The organism is Rhizobium leguminosarum (assembly GCF_019798305.1).
GTDB classification, from domain to species: Bacteria; Pseudomonadota; Alphaproteobacteria; order Rhizobiales; family Rhizobiaceae; genus Rhizobium; species Rhizobium leguminosarum_U.
In genome coordinates this window covers 444770-459917 of the sequence record NZ_JAAXDD010000001.1, presented here as the reverse complement: position 1 = coordinate 459917, position 15148 = coordinate 444770, and the positions used below count along the sequence as shown (strand labels likewise).

14 protein-coding genes are annotated in these 15148 nt (G+C 60.5%); 12 read left to right on the top strand and 2 right to left on the bottom strand.

Annotated features, from left to right (window positions below; genetic code table 11):
* Window positions 1–9: 9 nt before the first annotated feature.
* The 3 genes from HFO99_RS02150 (at window position 10) to HFO99_RS02140 (ending at window position 3396) form a co-directional block, all read left to right on the top strand.
* The gene (locus HFO99_RS02150; protein ID WP_003562434.1) at window positions 10–963 is read left to right on the top strand and encodes an SIS domain-containing protein; all 954 of its coding nucleotides are present in this window, start codon (window positions 10–12) and stop codon (window positions 961–963) included.
* Window positions 960–2255, top strand: coding sequence for a D-tagatose-bisphosphate aldolase, class II, non-catalytic subunit (locus HFO99_RS02145; RefSeq protein ID WP_222358894.1), 1296 nt, complete (start codon window positions 960–962; stop codon window positions 2253–2255). Before HFO99_RS02150 ends, HFO99_RS02145 begins: the two co-directional genes overlap by 4 nt.
* Before the next feature lie 70 nt (window positions 2256–2325).
* Entirely contained in the window at window positions 2326–3396 is a 1071-nt protein-coding gene (locus HFO99_RS02140; RefSeq protein WP_222358892.1) for an ABC transporter ATP-binding protein, read from the top strand.
* Window positions 3397–3483: 87 nt separating this feature from the next.
* Here the strand turns inward: HFO99_RS02140 and HFO99_RS02135 are convergent, their stop codons facing one another.
* Window positions 3484–4164, bottom strand: coding sequence for a peroxiredoxin-like family protein (locus HFO99_RS02135; RefSeq protein WP_222358891.1), 681 nt, complete (start codon window positions 4162–4164; stop codon window positions 3484–3486).
* Window positions 4165–4552: 388 nt separating this feature from the next.
* Here HFO99_RS02135 and HFO99_RS02130 point away from each other — a divergent pair, with 388 nt between their 5' ends.
* The 7 genes from HFO99_RS02130 to HFO99_RS02100 all read left to right on the top strand — a co-directional run bounded on the left by HFO99_RS02130 (window position 4553) and on the right by HFO99_RS02100 (window position 11303).
* Entirely contained in the window at window positions 4553–5017 is a 465-nt protein-coding gene (locus HFO99_RS02130; RefSeq protein ID WP_222358888.1) for an NUDIX domain-containing protein, read from the top strand.
* Between the two features lie 172 nt (window positions 5018–5189).
* The gene (locus HFO99_RS02125) at window positions 5190–5471 is read left to right on the top strand and encodes a hypothetical protein (protein ID WP_131663474.1); all 282 of its coding nucleotides are present in this window, start codon (window positions 5190–5192) and stop codon (window positions 5469–5471) included.
* 382 nt (window positions 5472–5853) lie between these two features.
* Window positions 5854–6729 carry a DMT family transporter gene (locus tag HFO99_RS02120; protein WP_222358886.1) on the top strand — a complete coding sequence of 292 codons (876 nt, stop codon included), beginning with the start codon at window positions 5854–5856 and terminating at the stop codon, window positions 6727–6729.
* A gap of 158 nt (window positions 6730–6887) precedes the next feature.
* Window positions 6888–7802, top strand: coding sequence for an ABC transporter permease (locus HFO99_RS02115; RefSeq protein WP_222358884.1), 915 nt, complete (start codon window positions 6888–6890; stop codon window positions 7800–7802).
* 3 nt (window positions 7803–7805) lie between these two features.
* The gene (locus tag HFO99_RS02110) at window positions 7806–8732 is read left to right on the top strand and encodes an ABC transporter permease (RefSeq protein ID WP_222358882.1); all 927 of its coding nucleotides are present in this window, start codon (window positions 7806–7808) and stop codon (window positions 8730–8732) included.
* Window positions 8725–10359 (top strand): ABC transporter ATP-binding protein, encoded by a 1635-nt coding sequence (locus tag HFO99_RS02105; protein ID WP_222358879.1) that lies wholly within the window; start codon window positions 8725–8727, stop codon window positions 10357–10359. Before HFO99_RS02110 ends, HFO99_RS02105 begins: the two co-directional genes overlap by 8 nt.
* Window positions 10356–11303 carry a 2-hydroxyacid dehydrogenase gene (locus HFO99_RS02100; protein WP_222358877.1) on the top strand — a complete coding sequence of 316 codons (948 nt, stop codon included), beginning with the start codon at window positions 10356–10358 and terminating at the stop codon, window positions 11301–11303. Before HFO99_RS02105 ends, HFO99_RS02100 begins: the two co-directional genes overlap by 4 nt.
* Before the next feature lie 26 nt (window positions 11304–11329).
* Here HFO99_RS02100 and HFO99_RS02095 read toward each other — a convergent pair whose 3' ends face one another.
* Window positions 11330–12049 (bottom strand): GntR family transcriptional regulator, encoded by a 720-nt coding sequence (locus HFO99_RS02095; RefSeq protein WP_018480299.1) that lies wholly within the window; start codon window positions 12047–12049, stop codon window positions 11330–11332.
* A 143-nt stretch (window positions 12050–12192) separates the two neighbouring features.
* On the opposite strand from HFO99_RS02095, the gene araD reads away from it, so the two are divergent.
* A complete protein-coding gene (gene araD / locus HFO99_RS02090; RefSeq protein WP_222358874.1) occupies window positions 12193–13929 on the top strand; it encodes an L-arabinonate dehydratase in 1737 nt (578 codons plus the stop codon).
* 9 nt (window positions 13930–13938) lie between these two features.
* Complete coding sequence (locus HFO99_RS02085) at window positions 13939–15129, top strand: L-talarate/galactarate dehydratase (RefSeq protein WP_222358872.1); 1191 nt, start codon at window positions 13939–13941, stop codon at window positions 15127–15129.
* The last annotated feature ends 19 nt before the right edge of the window (window positions 15130–15148 follow it).

Here is a 15148-nt window from a genome sequence, read left to right as displayed (position 1 = left end):
GGAGACTTCATGAACACGACCGAAAAAGTCATTTTCGAGCAATTTCCCTACTGGGATAAGGCGATCGGCTCGAATTCAGCTGCCGATAGGGCGGAGCTGCTCGTTTTCGTCGGCTGCGGCACATCCTTCAATCTTGCACTCTCGCTGGCAGCCTATGCCAATATGGCCGGACGCAAGGCAATCGCGGTGCCCGGTGCCGAATGGCAAAACCGCCCCTCGGCCTTCTGGCCGGAGTGGCGCAACACGCACGTCGTCGCACTTTCCCGGAGCGGCGAGACGACAGAGACAGTCGCCGCAGCAAAGGCAAGCCGCGCCGCCGGCGCCTTCGTGACGGCGATCACCGTCGAACCGGAAAGCTCTCTGGCGAAAAATTGCGATCGGATGGTCGCGGCCGAAACCCATCCGGACGAAGGGATCGTCATGACGGTATCGGCGAGCCTCATGGTCCTTCTCGGTTTGCAGATGATCGGGCAGAAGGTTCCTGTCTCTGTCGTGAATTCCGCCCGCAAGCTCGCAAGCGCTCTCGATGCCGCACTTCCTGGAATTATCGCCGACCGGTCGCACTTCGTCTTTCTCGGTGGTGGGCCGCTCTTCGGCGTCGCCCTAGAAGGAGCGCTCAAGCTGATGGAAATGAGCCAGATCATGACCCAGGCCTTCCACCCGCTGGAATACCGGCATGGGCCGATCAGCCTCGTTGACGGGAAGACGGTTGCGGTCATGCTCTACAGCTCCGACCAGAGGGAGGCGGAGACGAAACTGGTGGGAGAACTGAGAGAAAAAGGCGCGGTTGTCATCGGTGTAGGTGGTCCAGGCGATCTGGAACTCGCCGTTGATGTCGATCTGTCGCTTGCGGGTCTCGTTGTCCTTCCGGCGCTGCAGGTCCTCGGCGAACGGGCCGCGCAGGCTCGGCAAATCGATACGGTTTCTCCCCGTCACCTGACGAAGGTCGTGACGCTCGCATGACGTCGATCGAAGAGAACCGGCAGATCGCGCTGCGAAAGCTTTTCGGTGCCCGGAACCTGCCTTTTCCCCATGGCGTCACTTCGGTCTGCTCGGCGCATCCACTGGTCATCGAGGCAGCCCTTCGGCGTGCCGGCATGGAGCACCGGGCGGTCCTCATCGAAGCCACCTGCAATCAGGTTAATCAGGAGGGCGGCTATACTGCGATGACGCCGGCAGACTTTCGCAGGTTCATCGAGGACATCGCCGCAGCGACTGATTTTCCAGCCGAACGCATCATCCTGGGAGGCGATCACCTCGGTCCCAACCCATGGAGAAAATTGGCGGCCGAGGAGGCAATGCTGCGCGCCGCGGCTATGGTGACGGCCTATGTCGAGGCAGGCTTTGAAAAGATTCACCTGGACACGTCGATGGGCTGTGCCGGTGAACCAACGGCGCTCGATGACGAATTGACCGCGGCGCGGGCCACTCGATTGGCAAAGGCCGCTGAGGAGGCCGCTCTTCGTTCAGGCCGCCGTCCGCCGGTCTATATCATCGGAACCGAGGTGCCGCCTCCAGGTGGTGCAACGCACGCGCTCGACGACATTGAAATCACGCGGGCCGATGCGGCGATGAAAACCCTTGCGGTTCACCGGGCGTCGTTTGCCGAAGCAGGTTTGACGTCGGCGATGGAGCGGGTCATTGGGATCGTGGTTCAGCCGGGCGTGGAATTTGGCAACACGGACGTGGCGCTCTACAAGCCCGAACGGGCCAAGAGCCTCATTCGTTCGCTGGACGACATGCCCGGCTTGGTCTTCGAAGCCCACTCCACCGACTACCAACCGGCCGAAGCCTTGTCTGCTCTCGTTGACGGCGGCTTTGCAATCCTCAAGGTCGGACCAGGGCTGACTTTCGCGCTGCGCGAAGCGCTGTACGGTCTCGATGCGATCGCCGATGCACTTGCAGGGAAGACGCAACGAACCGGACTGGTGTCGACCATGGAAAAAATGATGGTTGAGCAACCGGCAAGCTGGGCGGGCCACTATGGCGGCAGTCCCGATGAGCAGCGACTGCAACGGCATTTCAGCTATAGCGATCGAATTCGCTATTACTGGCCGGATCCTCGTGCATCCGCCGCAGTCGGCGAATTGTTCAGCCGGCTTCCAGATGAAATCCCCGAAACTCTGATCAGCCAATATCTCGGCCGGTTCTATTCCGACGTGGTGTCGAAGCGGGTCGCTCCGAAGGCCCGCGAGCTCTGCCTTGCTGCGGTCGACGCGGTACTGGCACCCTATTCAGCCGCCGCGGCAAGTTAATGAGCAATCGACAGCCGCGTCAGACGAGCGGCTGCGTCCCGAAGATATCAACATTTAGCCGGAGAAAGTTATGGCGTCAGTAAGTGTGGCGAATGCCCGCAAGAGCTACGGTCACTTCGAGGTTCTGCATGGGGTGGATATTGATATCCGAGACGGCGAATTCGTGATCCTGGTCGGTCCGTCCGGGTGCGGGAAGTCGACATTGTTGCGGATGATCGCCGGCCTCGAAGAGATTTCGGCTGGCCGGATATCGATCGGCAGCAAGGTCGTGAACAATGTCGCGCCAAAAGAACGCGATATCGCGATGGTTTTCCAGTCCTACGCGCTCTACCCCCATCTGACCGTCGAGGCGAATATGGGTTTTTCGCTGAAGCTGGCGAAAGCACCCAAGGAACAGACCAGGCAACGTGTTCGGGAGGCCGCTGAAATTCTGGGGCTCGAGCATCTGCTCAACAGATACCCCAGAAACCTGTCTGGTGGCCAACGCCAGCGGGTGGCGATGGGCCGTGCCATCGTCAGGAATCCGCAGGTCTTCCTGTTTGACGAACCATTGTCGAACCTGGACGCGAAGCTGCGGGTGCAGATGCGTTCCGAAATCAAGCAACTGCATCAGCGACTGAAGACAACGACCATTTACGTCACTCACGATCAGATCGAGGCGATGACGATGGCCGATCGGATTGTTGTGATGCGGGACGGCTTCGTCGAGCAGATAGGCTCGCCGCTCGACCTCTACGACCGGCCGGAAAACCTTTTCGTGGCGGGCTTCATCGGTTCGCCGGCGATGAACCTTATTCGAGGCCTGGTCAGCACTTCGGGGCCGCTGGAGTTGATCGCGGACGGCGGAGGTAGGTTGCCACTGCCCGAAGCAGCGTCATTGGAACGCGGCGCGCAGATTATCTACGGCATTCGCCCTGAACATCTTACAATCGGACAAGGTCCTGCTACCGCTGAGGTCGTCCTCGTTGAGCCTACTGGTGCTGAGATCCAGATAACAACGAAGTTTGGCGCCGATCACCTCGTTGCGACGGTAAGAGAGCGCCTTGATCTCCACGCCGGCGACCAGATCGTCATTGCCCCAGATCTCAGCAAACTGCATCTGTTCGACGCAAAAAGCGAAAAGCGGTTGAGGTCAGTCTAACGTGACGGACTGGCGGAACGGTGGAGGTCAAGCTGATGACAGGTCCCGAGACGAGTTCGCCAACGCCGGCGAATGGTTCGCTGCAGGTCAGCGTTCAAGGCTGCCGGCGGCGGCGATTATCTCCGCCGCGGTTGGGAAGATGCAAAGGCTGTTCGGTCCGTCCAGCGCCTCAATTTGCGACCAGACGATGGTGCCGTTCGCATTGACCAGGAAGTGCCCGACGAGCTGGGTGGGGTGGTTCGAGAAGATCGCCATATCGACTTCATCAAGCTCGAAGCCGTCCTTGGCGTTGAGGACTGTGTTGGCTTCCATCGGGTGCAGCGGTTCCGGCAGCTCGCCCGTGGGGTTGATGCGTGCCGCCTGGAACTGCGCCATCGTTGCACCATAGGGCCATTTGGGCTGCTCGCAGCTCCTTTCGGGCAGGAACTCGCCATGCGGCACACCGTAGGCTCGATGCGTGCGGCAGTCCGGGTCACACAGAAGCTTTATTGGCGTCGGCCGGTGGCGGAAATACAGGCGGGCACGTTCCACCGGCGTATTGATAACGGCCACGGTCTCCACCCCGGCGGCGCGCAGGGTCGGCTGTACGCCGGCAAGCTGTTCTAACTGGCGCCGGCAGAACGGGCAGTGCAGCCCGCGAAAGAACCCGATCACGAACGGACGACCGCTCAAGTCGGCGAAAGAGACGGTTCCGTCGAAGTTGGCCGTGGCGAGTGCGAAGGCGGGGGCGGTTTCTCCTGGTTGCAGCGGGCGTTTCTGGTCTCCCATGGAATAATTCCTTTGTCGTATCGTCCGCGTGGACGACCGAAATTTGATTATATCACTTGTAGCAAGAAGGCCCAGCACTCGATGTTGAGAACGCCGAATGTGGTTCGGCATGCCATTTACCGCTCCGACCTGCGTTGAGAGCTTGCCGGTATCGATCGCCGCTCCTATCTTATTTAGAATAGACTGATGGAGCAACGAGATGGCGGAGCTTGTGGCCGACACTCAAATCGACACGACGATCGAGATTATTCCACCGGAAGACACAAAGGAACAACCGGATGGTCGTGCTTGCCTTTGCTGTAAGCGCCGGCGTCGGTGGATGGACGATGACGGCTGCGGCATCTGTGAGGAATGCCTGGCCTCCTGATGCACAAGAGGGCACATCGCGATGGCAATCCGCAGCGCCGGACTTCTGCTATACCGGCGCGTTTCCAGAGACATCGAAGTGCTTCTCGTCCATCCGGGCGGCCCTTTCTGGGCTGGGAAAGACGAGGCTGCATGGTCGATCCCGAAGGGGCTGATCGAGCCTGGAGAAGATGAGCTCGCGGCGGCCATTAGGGAGACTACCGAGGAGCTGGGTTTCGCAGTCGATGGCAGATTCGCACGGTTGGGCGAATACCGACAACCCGGCGGAAAGACAGTTGTCGCGTGGGCGATCGAAGCCGATCCGATACTGGACGTGAATGCGAAACAAAGTTGCCAATTCGAAATGGAATGGCCACCACGGTCGGGCCAGGTAAAGAGCTTTCCTGAGGTCGATCGGGCGGGGTGGTTTTCCCCGCCCGACGCAGCCATAAAGCTGTTGAAAGGGCAGCGACCGATGCTTGCCGACCTCCTGACGCATCTGGAATGATCGGCTCGAAATTGTTCATTGAGCCGTCCGATCTCGCTTCACTCATGCGTGAGGTGCGTGGCAGCCATGAGTTGCTTCTGAAGACAGCCATCCTATCTGACAGTCACCGCCATATGACTGAAATCGAGAGATCGAGCTGCGATCCGCCTTGAGCACGCGCGAGGAGACAATCATGAACGGCATTTCCAAAACTCTGAACGACATGACGCTTGTCGAACGCTCGAGCCTGCTCGACACCGTCGCCGATGCCTTGGAAGCAACGGCCGAGGAGGCGGAAGGTGAGGGCGACACCCGCTTCGTTGCCAACTCCATCTGCGTCGCCAATACGATTCGCGGACTATCCGGGGACATGACGCCCCGCGATCTGCAGGCGGCCGAGTTGCTCCTTGAGCAGGGCATCATGCTCGTCCACCAGTTCTCGAACCGGGCGAAGACGAACGGAGTGATCCACTAGAACAGGATGGCTTTAGGCCGGCTCGGCCAAAAATTTGAATCCTGTTCTCAATTAAATAGTTGGAGCATGATGTCGTCCGAAAACCGCTCACACTTTTCGGCATCATGCTCTAACTGTGAGCGAGGGCGGCCCCGTCAGCAATGCGCTCTGTCATTTGGACGGCGGCCGATGGATTGAGATAAAGCCGTTAATCCGCGCTGGGGGATAGCGGATGCCGCCAGTCCCGGGTGAGAACGAGTGGTCTCCGCTGCGGCAAACCGTGGGAGTGGGAGATTAGCAGACACGCCAGGAAGGCTTTATTTCTCATGGATTGCCGGTTCAACGCACTGCCGTATCGAATAGCCGATATAGCAGGGTTCACCTTTGTTCGGTCAGAAGCGTGATGCAGCCTGGTCGCACAGGACTTGCCGTCTGCTTGATGGTGGCCGCCGCTTTTTTAAATAGTTTCGACGCAGTCATTGTGCGTTTACTGGCCGGTGACGTGCATCCATTGATGATCGGCTTTTTCCGGTCGTTTTTCGGGCTTCTTGTCGTCACGCCCTGGATCGTCTCACGGGTTGACCTGAAAGCCTCACCCTATCGTGTTCTGCATGTCGTGCGTGCGGGTCTGAAGCTAGCCTCACTGGTCGCATTGTTCATCGCTTTTGCGCACGCGCCACTCGCCGATGCCACGGCGATCAATTTTACCATGCCGATGTTTCTCGTTCTGGGTGCTTGGCTGGTGCTCAAGGAACATGTCGGCATCTCCAGCGTGGCCGGTATTGTCGCAGGTTTTATCGGCGTCATGATCATCATTCGCCCTGGAGCGTCCGGTTTCGACCAATGGCTGCTTTTCGCACTGGCAGGAGCGGTCTTGACGGCGGCCAGCCAATTGATGCTGCGGCGGATGGCCTTGAGGGATAGTGCCGACCGGCTGGTTGCATGGAATCTGATAGCGACGGTGCCGCTTGGCGTGATCCTCATGCTGCCGGTCTGGTCAATGCCGACTTGGAGCCAACTCGGGCTGCTTGCTATGCAAGGAGCCCTCGGCGCACTGAACATGACGCTGATCACGCGTGCCTTCGGCATGGCGCCTGCGAGCGTCCTGGCGCCCCTCGATTTTCTCCGGCTGCCTGTGGTGGCCCTCATGGCCTTCTCATTTTTCTCGGAAGTTCCTGCCGCACAGATGTGGATCGGTGCGGCGGTCATCATTGGCGCAGCCATTATTGGAACCCGCGGCATGGCATGGCGACGCAAGCCGCCGGTTGACAAGCTCTGATCATTTTTGGGGTTCACAAAAATGTTAGATGCACTAATATTTCAGTTCTAGCGACTGGTCGTCGAGCTGTGCCTGTTGCCGGAGGGGTATCACAGGCAGCACAGACGAAGACGAAACCGGACATCACGACCCCATGGGGTTCACTCGGGAGGAGTGGCATGAAGAGTTTCATCGGCAAACGCGCGATCGCCAGTGGCGTATCGCTCGTGGTGCTTATCGTCATCGTGTTCTTCCTCTCCCGTCTGACGGGCGATCCGACCGACCTCTATCTGCCGATCGATGCGACCACGGAAATGCGCCAGCAATTCCGTGAGATGAACGGTTTCAACGATCCGTTGATCATCCAGTTCGGCCGTTATGTCTTGGATCTCGCCCAAGGCAATTTCGGTCAGTCACTGCGACAGGCCCGACCTGCCATGGACGTCGTGCTGGAAGCCTTCGTCTGGACCTTCTGGCTGGCTGTCATCACCATGGCGCTGGTCACGGTCGCCGCGATCGTCATCGGTTCGCTCGCGGCGTTTCGCGTCGGCGGCGTCTTCGACCGTCTCGCCACTTTCTTCTCGCTGATCGGCGCTGCGGCGCCGGATTTCTGGCTGGCCATCGTGGCGATCGTCATTTTCGCCGTCAAACTGCATGTCCTGCCAACATCGGGAACGGGAACTTTCTGGCACTGGGTCCTGCCGGTCAGCGTGCTGTTCATCCGGCCTTTCGGCCTGATCCTGCAGGTGGTCCGCGGCTCGATGATCAGTGTTCTGTCTTCCGCCTATGTGAAGACGGCCCGCGCCAAGGGGGTCCGCTCGAACTCAATCATCTTTATTCACGGACTGCGCAACGCCATGCTGCCGGTGATCACCGTCATCGGCGACCAGGCGGCCGCCATCCTGAACGGTGCGGTTGTCGTCGAGACGGTGTTTGGCTTTCCGGGCATCGGCAAGCTGATGATCGATTCCATCCTGCTTCGCGATTTTGCCGTCGTGCTGGCCGTCATCATGGTCTCGGCGCTGGCGATCTTCATCATGAACCTGTTGATCGACCTCGCTTATGCGCTGCTCGATCCGCGTATCCGGTATTGAGCGATGACGATGACCGACACACAAATCCTCGCCGAGAAAAAACCGAGCGGCCCGATCGGGCGCTGGCTGACGATGCTGTGGGCGGACAAGCTCGCTTTCTTCGCCGCTCTGTTCCTCTTGATCATTCTGCTCTGTGCGATGTTTGGCCCGTTCCTGTTGGAGGGCATCGCCACCAAGCAGAACCTGCGGGGCCGCAACGCGCCGCCGTTCGATATCAGCCGCGGAATGCTTTATGTCCTCGGCGCCGATGCGCTGGGCAGGCCGCTTCTTGCCCGCGTCATCGTGGCGGCGCAAAACACCATCCTGGTTGCCGCGGCAGCCGTGCTGGCATCATCCGTCGTCGGTACGGCGCTCGGTCTGGTGGCAGGTTACAGCCGCTCTTCTGCTGCTCAATGGATCATGCGCCTCGGCGACGTCATCATGTCCTTTCCGTCGCTGCTTCTGGCGGTGATCGTGCTCTACATGCTCGAGCCCTCGGTCACCAACATCGTTCTCGTCCTGGCGATCACCCGCATTCCCATCTATCTGCGCACCACGCGCGCCGAAGTGCTGGAAGTGCGCGAGCGGATGTTCGTGCAGGCGGCGAAGGTCATGGGAGCATCGTATTGGCGCATCGTCTTCCATCACATCCTGCCAGTGATCTTCCCAACGTTAGTGACCATTGCGACGCTGGATTTCGCCTTCGTCATGCTGGCGGAATCCTCCCTGTCATTCCTGGGCATTGGCATTCAGGCGCCGGAGATCACCTGGGGTCTCATGGTTGCTCAAGGACGACCCTATCTCACCAATGCGTGGTGGCTTTCCTTCTGGCCGGGCCTTGCAATCATTCTGACAACGCTGTCGCTGAACCTTCTGTCGAATTGGCTGCGCATCGCGCTCGATCCGACGCAACGCTGGCGCCTTGAAATGAGGGGCAGGAAAAATGGCTGAACATCTTTTGGAAGTGCGTGACCTCTCGGTCGAGTTTCACACCGCCAGCGGGACCGTCAAGGCGGTGCAGGATGTCAGCTGGCATCTCGATCGCGGCGAGACGCTGGCGATCCTTGGGGAAAGCGGTTCAGGCAAATCCGTGTCGGCCTCGGCGGTCATGAATCTGATCGACATGCCGCCCGGTAAGATCACCAGCGGCGCCATTCTCCTCAACGGGCGCGACATGCTGAAAATGTCCCCCGAGGAGCGGCGCTCGATCAACGGCGCCAAGATCGCCATGATCTTTCAGGACCCGCTCGCCCACCTCAATCCGGTCTATCCGGTCGGCTGGCAAATCACCGAGATGATGACGACGCATGGCCAGTCGGCGGAGCGCGCCGGCGCGAGGGCACTCGAATTGATCGGGCGCGTCGGCATAACCGATCCGCAGGCGGCGATGCGAAAGTATCCGTTCCAGTTCTCCGGCGGACAGCGGCAGCGCCTGATGATCGCCATGGCAATCGCCTGCAAGCCCGATATCCTGATCGCGGATGAACCCACCACCGCGCTTGATGTGACGGTGCAGGCGCAGGTGCTCGAACTTCTGCAGGAGTTGCAGCAGGAAACCGGCATGGGCCTGTTGCTGATCACCCACGACTTGGGCGTCGTTGCCGAGATCGCCGACCGGGTCGTGGTGATGAATTCCGGCTGCGTGGTCGAAACCGGCAATGCGGCCGAAGTCTATCGCAACCCGCAGAACGCCTATACGAAGAAGCTGATTGCTGCCGCACCGGGGAAGGGTGCGATGGCGCAAGAGCGTGACCGGAAGGGCGAACCGCTGCTGCGCGCCATCGGCTTGAAAAAGAGTTTTGGCGCATTCCAGGCGCTGAAGGGCGTGGATTTCGTCATCATGCCCGGCGAGACGGTTGCCGTTGTCGGCGAGAGCGGTTCCGGCAAGTCAACCCTTGCCCGGGCGATCGTTCGCCTCGATGATCCGCAGGAGGGCCAGGTTCTCTACCGCGGCAACGATCTGCTTGCGATGACCCCGAGGGAAATATTCGGGCTGCGTCGCGATTTGCAGATGGTCTTTCAGGACCCGACCCAGTCACTGAACCCGCGGATGAGCGTGTTCCGGTTGATTTCGGAGGCCTGGGTCATTCACCCGGATATCCTGGCGAAAGCGAGATGGAAGGAGAGAGTGGCAGAATTGCTGGTCAAGGTTGGCCTGAAACCGGATATGGCCGACCGGTATCCACATCAGTTTTCCGGCGGCCAGCGCCAGCGCATCGCGATTGCCCGGGCGCTGGCGATGGAGCCGAAACTGATCATCTGCGACGAGGCGGTTTCGGCACTCGACGTGTCGATCCAGGCGCAGGTGATCGCTTTGCTTGAGGGCCTGCGTCGCGAATTCGGTCTGTCCTACCTCTTCATCGCACACGACCTGCCGGTGGTTCGCGATTTCGCCGATCGTGTCATCGTCATGAAGGCTGGCGAGATTGTCGAGGAGGGGCCGGTGGAACAGATCTTCAACGCGCCATCCCACCCCTACACGCAGGCGCTTCTTGCCGCGAGCCTCGATCCCGATCCGGAGATCCAGGCCACCCGACGCGCCGCCCGCCAACGACAGGAAGGACTCGTTTCCGCATGAAGCCCGATGTCATCGTCGCCTATCCGCTCCGCCCCCATCAGATGGCGATGCTGGAGGAGACCTACACGCTGCACCGGCTCGATCTGGTCAAAGGCGAAGAGCGGGATGCTCTCTTGCAGCAAGCCGGCCCGATCTCTTCCGCGCTGGTCTGCAACGGCCATGTGACGATCGACGAAGCCCTGCTTTCGAAATTGCCGGCATTAAAGCTTGCCGCCTGTTCCTCGGCTGGCTACGACCAGATGGACGTCGAGGCGATGACACGGCGCGGCATCAAGCTCACCAACACATCCGAGGTGCTGTGCGACGACGTTGCCGACATGGCATTGCTTCTGATGCTGGCGGCACGCCGGCGCCTGCCAGAAGGCGACCGCTATGTGCGCTCCGGCGACTGGGGGCGGAAGGGCATGATGCCGCTGACGACATCGACGTCGGGCAAGAAGGCCGGGATCGTCGGTCTCGGCCGCATAGGGATGGCCATTGCCAAGCGATGCGAAGCTGTCGGGCTGACGGTCGGCTATTATGGCAGGACGAAGAAAGCCGGTAACGATTTTGCCTATTTCGACACGCCGGTAAAACTGGCGGACTGGGCCGATATCCTGATCGTCGCGACCCCTGGCGGCCCCGCCACCGAAGGATTGATTTCGGCAGACGTGCTGAATGCGCTCGGACCGAGCGGCAGCTTCATCAACATTGCCCGCGGCACCGTGGTCGACGAGCCGGCCTTGATCAAGGCCTTGCAGGAAAGGCGGATCGCCTCGGCCGGCATCGATGTCTACCTCAACGAACCCAATCCCGACCCGCGCTTTGCAGCGCTCGACAACGTTGTGCTCTATCCCCATCATGCCAGCGGTACCGAGGAAACGCGCGACGGGATGGCGCAATTGACGGTCGACAACCTTGCCGCCTTCTTCGCAGGCAGGCCGTTGCTGACGCCGGTCAATTGACTCCGGCAAACCCGCAGCGCTGCAGATCAGACGAAATAATCCGGGAACTCTTTCCGCAGGTCTTCCACTTTTGCCACGGTTTGGCTGAGATGCTCACGGATCGCGTCGACTGCACCCTGTTCGTTGCGTGCGGCAATCGCATCGATGATGGCGTGGTGCCCATCGAGAATGCTGACGATCTTGCCCTTTTCGGGCAGATGCAGACGACGAATACGTTCGAGATGGCCGGAGCGCTCGCGGATCAATTGGTGGAGGCTGCTGCGCTTGGCGCCTGCGAACAATGTCTGGTGAAAAAGCTCGTCGAGCTCCTGGAAGATCGCAATCTGATCGGCGTCGTCGGCGACTGCCGCCTGCATCTTGATGATCGACCGCGCGCGGGTAATGACGCTCGGATCCGGATCCGGGTCGGTTGCGAGGCGGCGGCAGACTTCCGTTTCCAGTGCGACGCGAAGGAAATGTGCCTCGTAGATCTGCAGGACGTCGATCCTGGTCACCACAGTGCGGGACTGCGGGTAAATGCGAACCAGACCCTCCTGCTTGAGGAGCTGCAATGCGTCACGGATGGGAGTCTGGCTGACTTCATAAGTCTCGGTGAGCTCGGTGCGCGACAGCGTGGTGTCCGGCGGCAGCTGAATGGTGATGATGCGCTTTCGCAGATCATCATAGACCCGCTGGACCGTACTGCCGGCAACGACCGGAAAGCCGGGCGCGGTCAGGCCGAATGTGGAGGCGAACTGGGAATTCATGTCGGACATCCTTTTCAGTCCCATTCATAGCTTTGCACGACCTAATGCACAAGAACGCAAACTTTCCATTGATATATATGTGAAACTAAAATATCAGTTGGTGCAAACGCTGAGATAAGCAAGCGAAAAGGTGGGAGAAAGCCGTGACTGCGAGGAAAACCTACGAGCAATTGCGGTCCGCCCGATGGATGCTGCCGGATGATCAGCGCTCGTTCGGCCACCGGTCGCGGACCATGCAGATGGGTTATGCGCCGGAGGATTGGCAGGGAAAGCCGATCATTGCCGTGATCAACACCTGGTCCGATGCCCAGCCGTGCCACATGCATTTCCGTGAACGCGTCGAATGGGTGAAGCGCGGAATTCTTCAGTCGGGCGGGTTTCTCATGGAGCTGCCGGCTCTTTCCCTTTCCGAAAATTTCGTCAAGCCGACGACGATGCTCTATCGCAATATGCTGGCGATGGAGACCGAGGAACTGTTGCGGAGCCATCCTGTCGATGGCGCCGTTCTGATGGGTGGCTGCGACAAGACGACACCGGGCCTTGTCATGGGCGCAGTCAGCATGGGCATTCCCTTCATTTATCTGCCCGCCGGCCCGATGCTTCGCGGCAACTATGCCGGCAAGACGCTGGGCTCCGGTACCGACGGTTTCAAATACTGGGACGAGCGCCGCGCCGGCACGATCACCCAGGAGGAGTGGCAGGGCATCGAAGGCGGAATCGCCCGCAGCTACGGCCATTGCATGACCATGGGCACGGCATCGACGATGACGGCGATCGCCGAGGCTATGGGGCTGACGCTGCCGGGCGCATCGTCGATCCCGGCAGCCGACGCCAATCACCAGCGCATGTCGGCGGCCTGCGGCCGCCGTATCGTCGATATGGTGTGGGAGGATCTGACGCCAGACCAGATCATCACGCCCGCGGCCGTCGACAATGCGGTCACCGTCGCCATGGCGACCGGCTGCTCCACCAATGCGATCATTCACCTGATCGCCATGGCGCGGCGCGCCGGCGTCCCGCTGGAGCTTGATGATCTCGATCGCATCGGTCGCACGACACCGGTTCTCGCCAACATCCGGCCTTCCGGTTCGACCTACCTGATGGAGGATTTCTTTTATGCGGGTGGCCTGCGCGCCCTGATGAAGCAGCTCGGCGCCAAGCTGGACCCCACCGCGATTACCGTTATGGGAAAACCCTTGGTGGCTGGTCTCGACCAGGTGAAGATCTACAATGACGACGTTATCCGGCCATTGTCGAACCCGGTCTATCACGAAGGTTCGCTGGCCGTGCTCAAGGGGAACCTGTGTCCCGACGGCGCGGTCATCAAACCGGCGGCCTGCGACCCCAAATTCCACCACCATTGCGGCCCGGCGCTGGTCGCCGACAGCTATGCGGAGTTGAAGAAGATCATCGACGATCCCGACTACCCGCTGACGCCGGACACCGTTCTCGTGCTCCGCAATGCCGGCCCCCAGGGCGGACCAGGCATGCCGGAATGGGGCATGATCCCGATGCCGAAGGCGCTGTTGAAGCTCGGCCTGCGCGACATGGTGCGGATCTCGGACGCCCGCATGTCCGGAACCAGTTTTGGCGCCTGCGTGCTGCATGTCGCACCGGAATCTTATGTTGGCGGGCCTCTGGCGCTGTTGAGGACGGGGGACATGGTCGAGCTCGATATTCCGGCGCGCAGCCTCAACATGCTGGTTTCCGAAGAAGAGATCACAGCGCGGCGGGCCGCCTGGGTGGCGCCGACGCGGCATTACGAGCGCGGTTACGGCTTCATGTTCTCCAGCCATATCGAGCAGGCCGACAAAGGCTGCGACTTTGATTTCCTGACCACGCAATTCGGTGGCAAGACGCCGGAACCGGCTATCAACTGAGGCACCACGATGTTTGATCCCAAACGACGCACGATCCCGGCACAGCCTCCCAAGGCTGGCTTCGCTGCCGGTCCGTCCAAGCTGGACGCCATCCGATCGGTCACCCTGTCGCTCGTCTACCTGCCTTTGGCGCGGCCGATCAGCGATGCCAAGGTTTTGACGGGCCGGCAGAAGCCGCTGACCCAGGTGGCCTTTCTGTTTTGCGAGATCGTCTCCGAGGCTGGCCATAGTGGGCTCGGTTTCAGTTACTCGAAGCGGGCAGGCGGACCTGCCCTTTACGCACATGCCTGCGAGCTTGCCGACAACCTGATCGGCGAAGACCCCAACGATACCGCGCGCATCTGGGATAAACTCTGCTGGGCCGGGGCCTCGGTCGGCCGCTCCGGCATTGCAACGCAGGCAATCGCCGCCATCGACATCTGCCTCTGGGACCTGAAGGCGAAACGCGCCGGCCTGCCGCTGGCAAAACTGCTTGGCGCCCATCGCGACAGTGTCGCCTGCTACAACACCTCAGGCGGCTTCCTGTCATCGACCGTCGAGGAAATCCGCGATGCCATCGACCACTCGATCTCCTCCGGCATCGGCGGCATCAAGATCAAGGTCGGACAGCCCGACCCGATGATCGACCTTCGCCGGCTTGATGCCGTGACCAGCCATATCGATGGCCGTGTTCCGCTGATGGTCGATGCAAACCAGCAATGGGACCGCACGACGGCCTTGCGCTTCGGCCGGCTGGTCGAACCGCTCAACCTCGAATGGATCGAAGAGCCGCTCGATGCCTATGACGCCGAAGGCCATGCGGCACTGGCGCGGGAACTTGCCACGCCGATCGCCACCGGCGAAATGCTGGCCAGCGCCGACGAGCACATGGCGCTGATCCGGGCCGATGCGGTCGACTTCATTCAGCCGGATGCGCCGCGTGTCGGCGGCATCACGCCTTTTCTGCGCATCTGCACGCACGCCGAGGCGAAACGTATGCGCCTGGCCCCGCATTTCGCCATGGAAATCCATCTGCACCTGGCGGCCGCCTATGCGCACGAGCCGTGGGTAGAGCATTTCGATTGGCTGGCGCCACTGTTTAACGAACAACTCGAGATCAAGGACGGCCGGATGATCGTGCCGGCCCGGCCGGGGCTCGGTTGCAGCCTGACGGGCAAAGCCCGCGACTGGACCGTGGAAACGCGCAGCTTCGGCGTCTGAATAAGAACGAGGAGAAGGA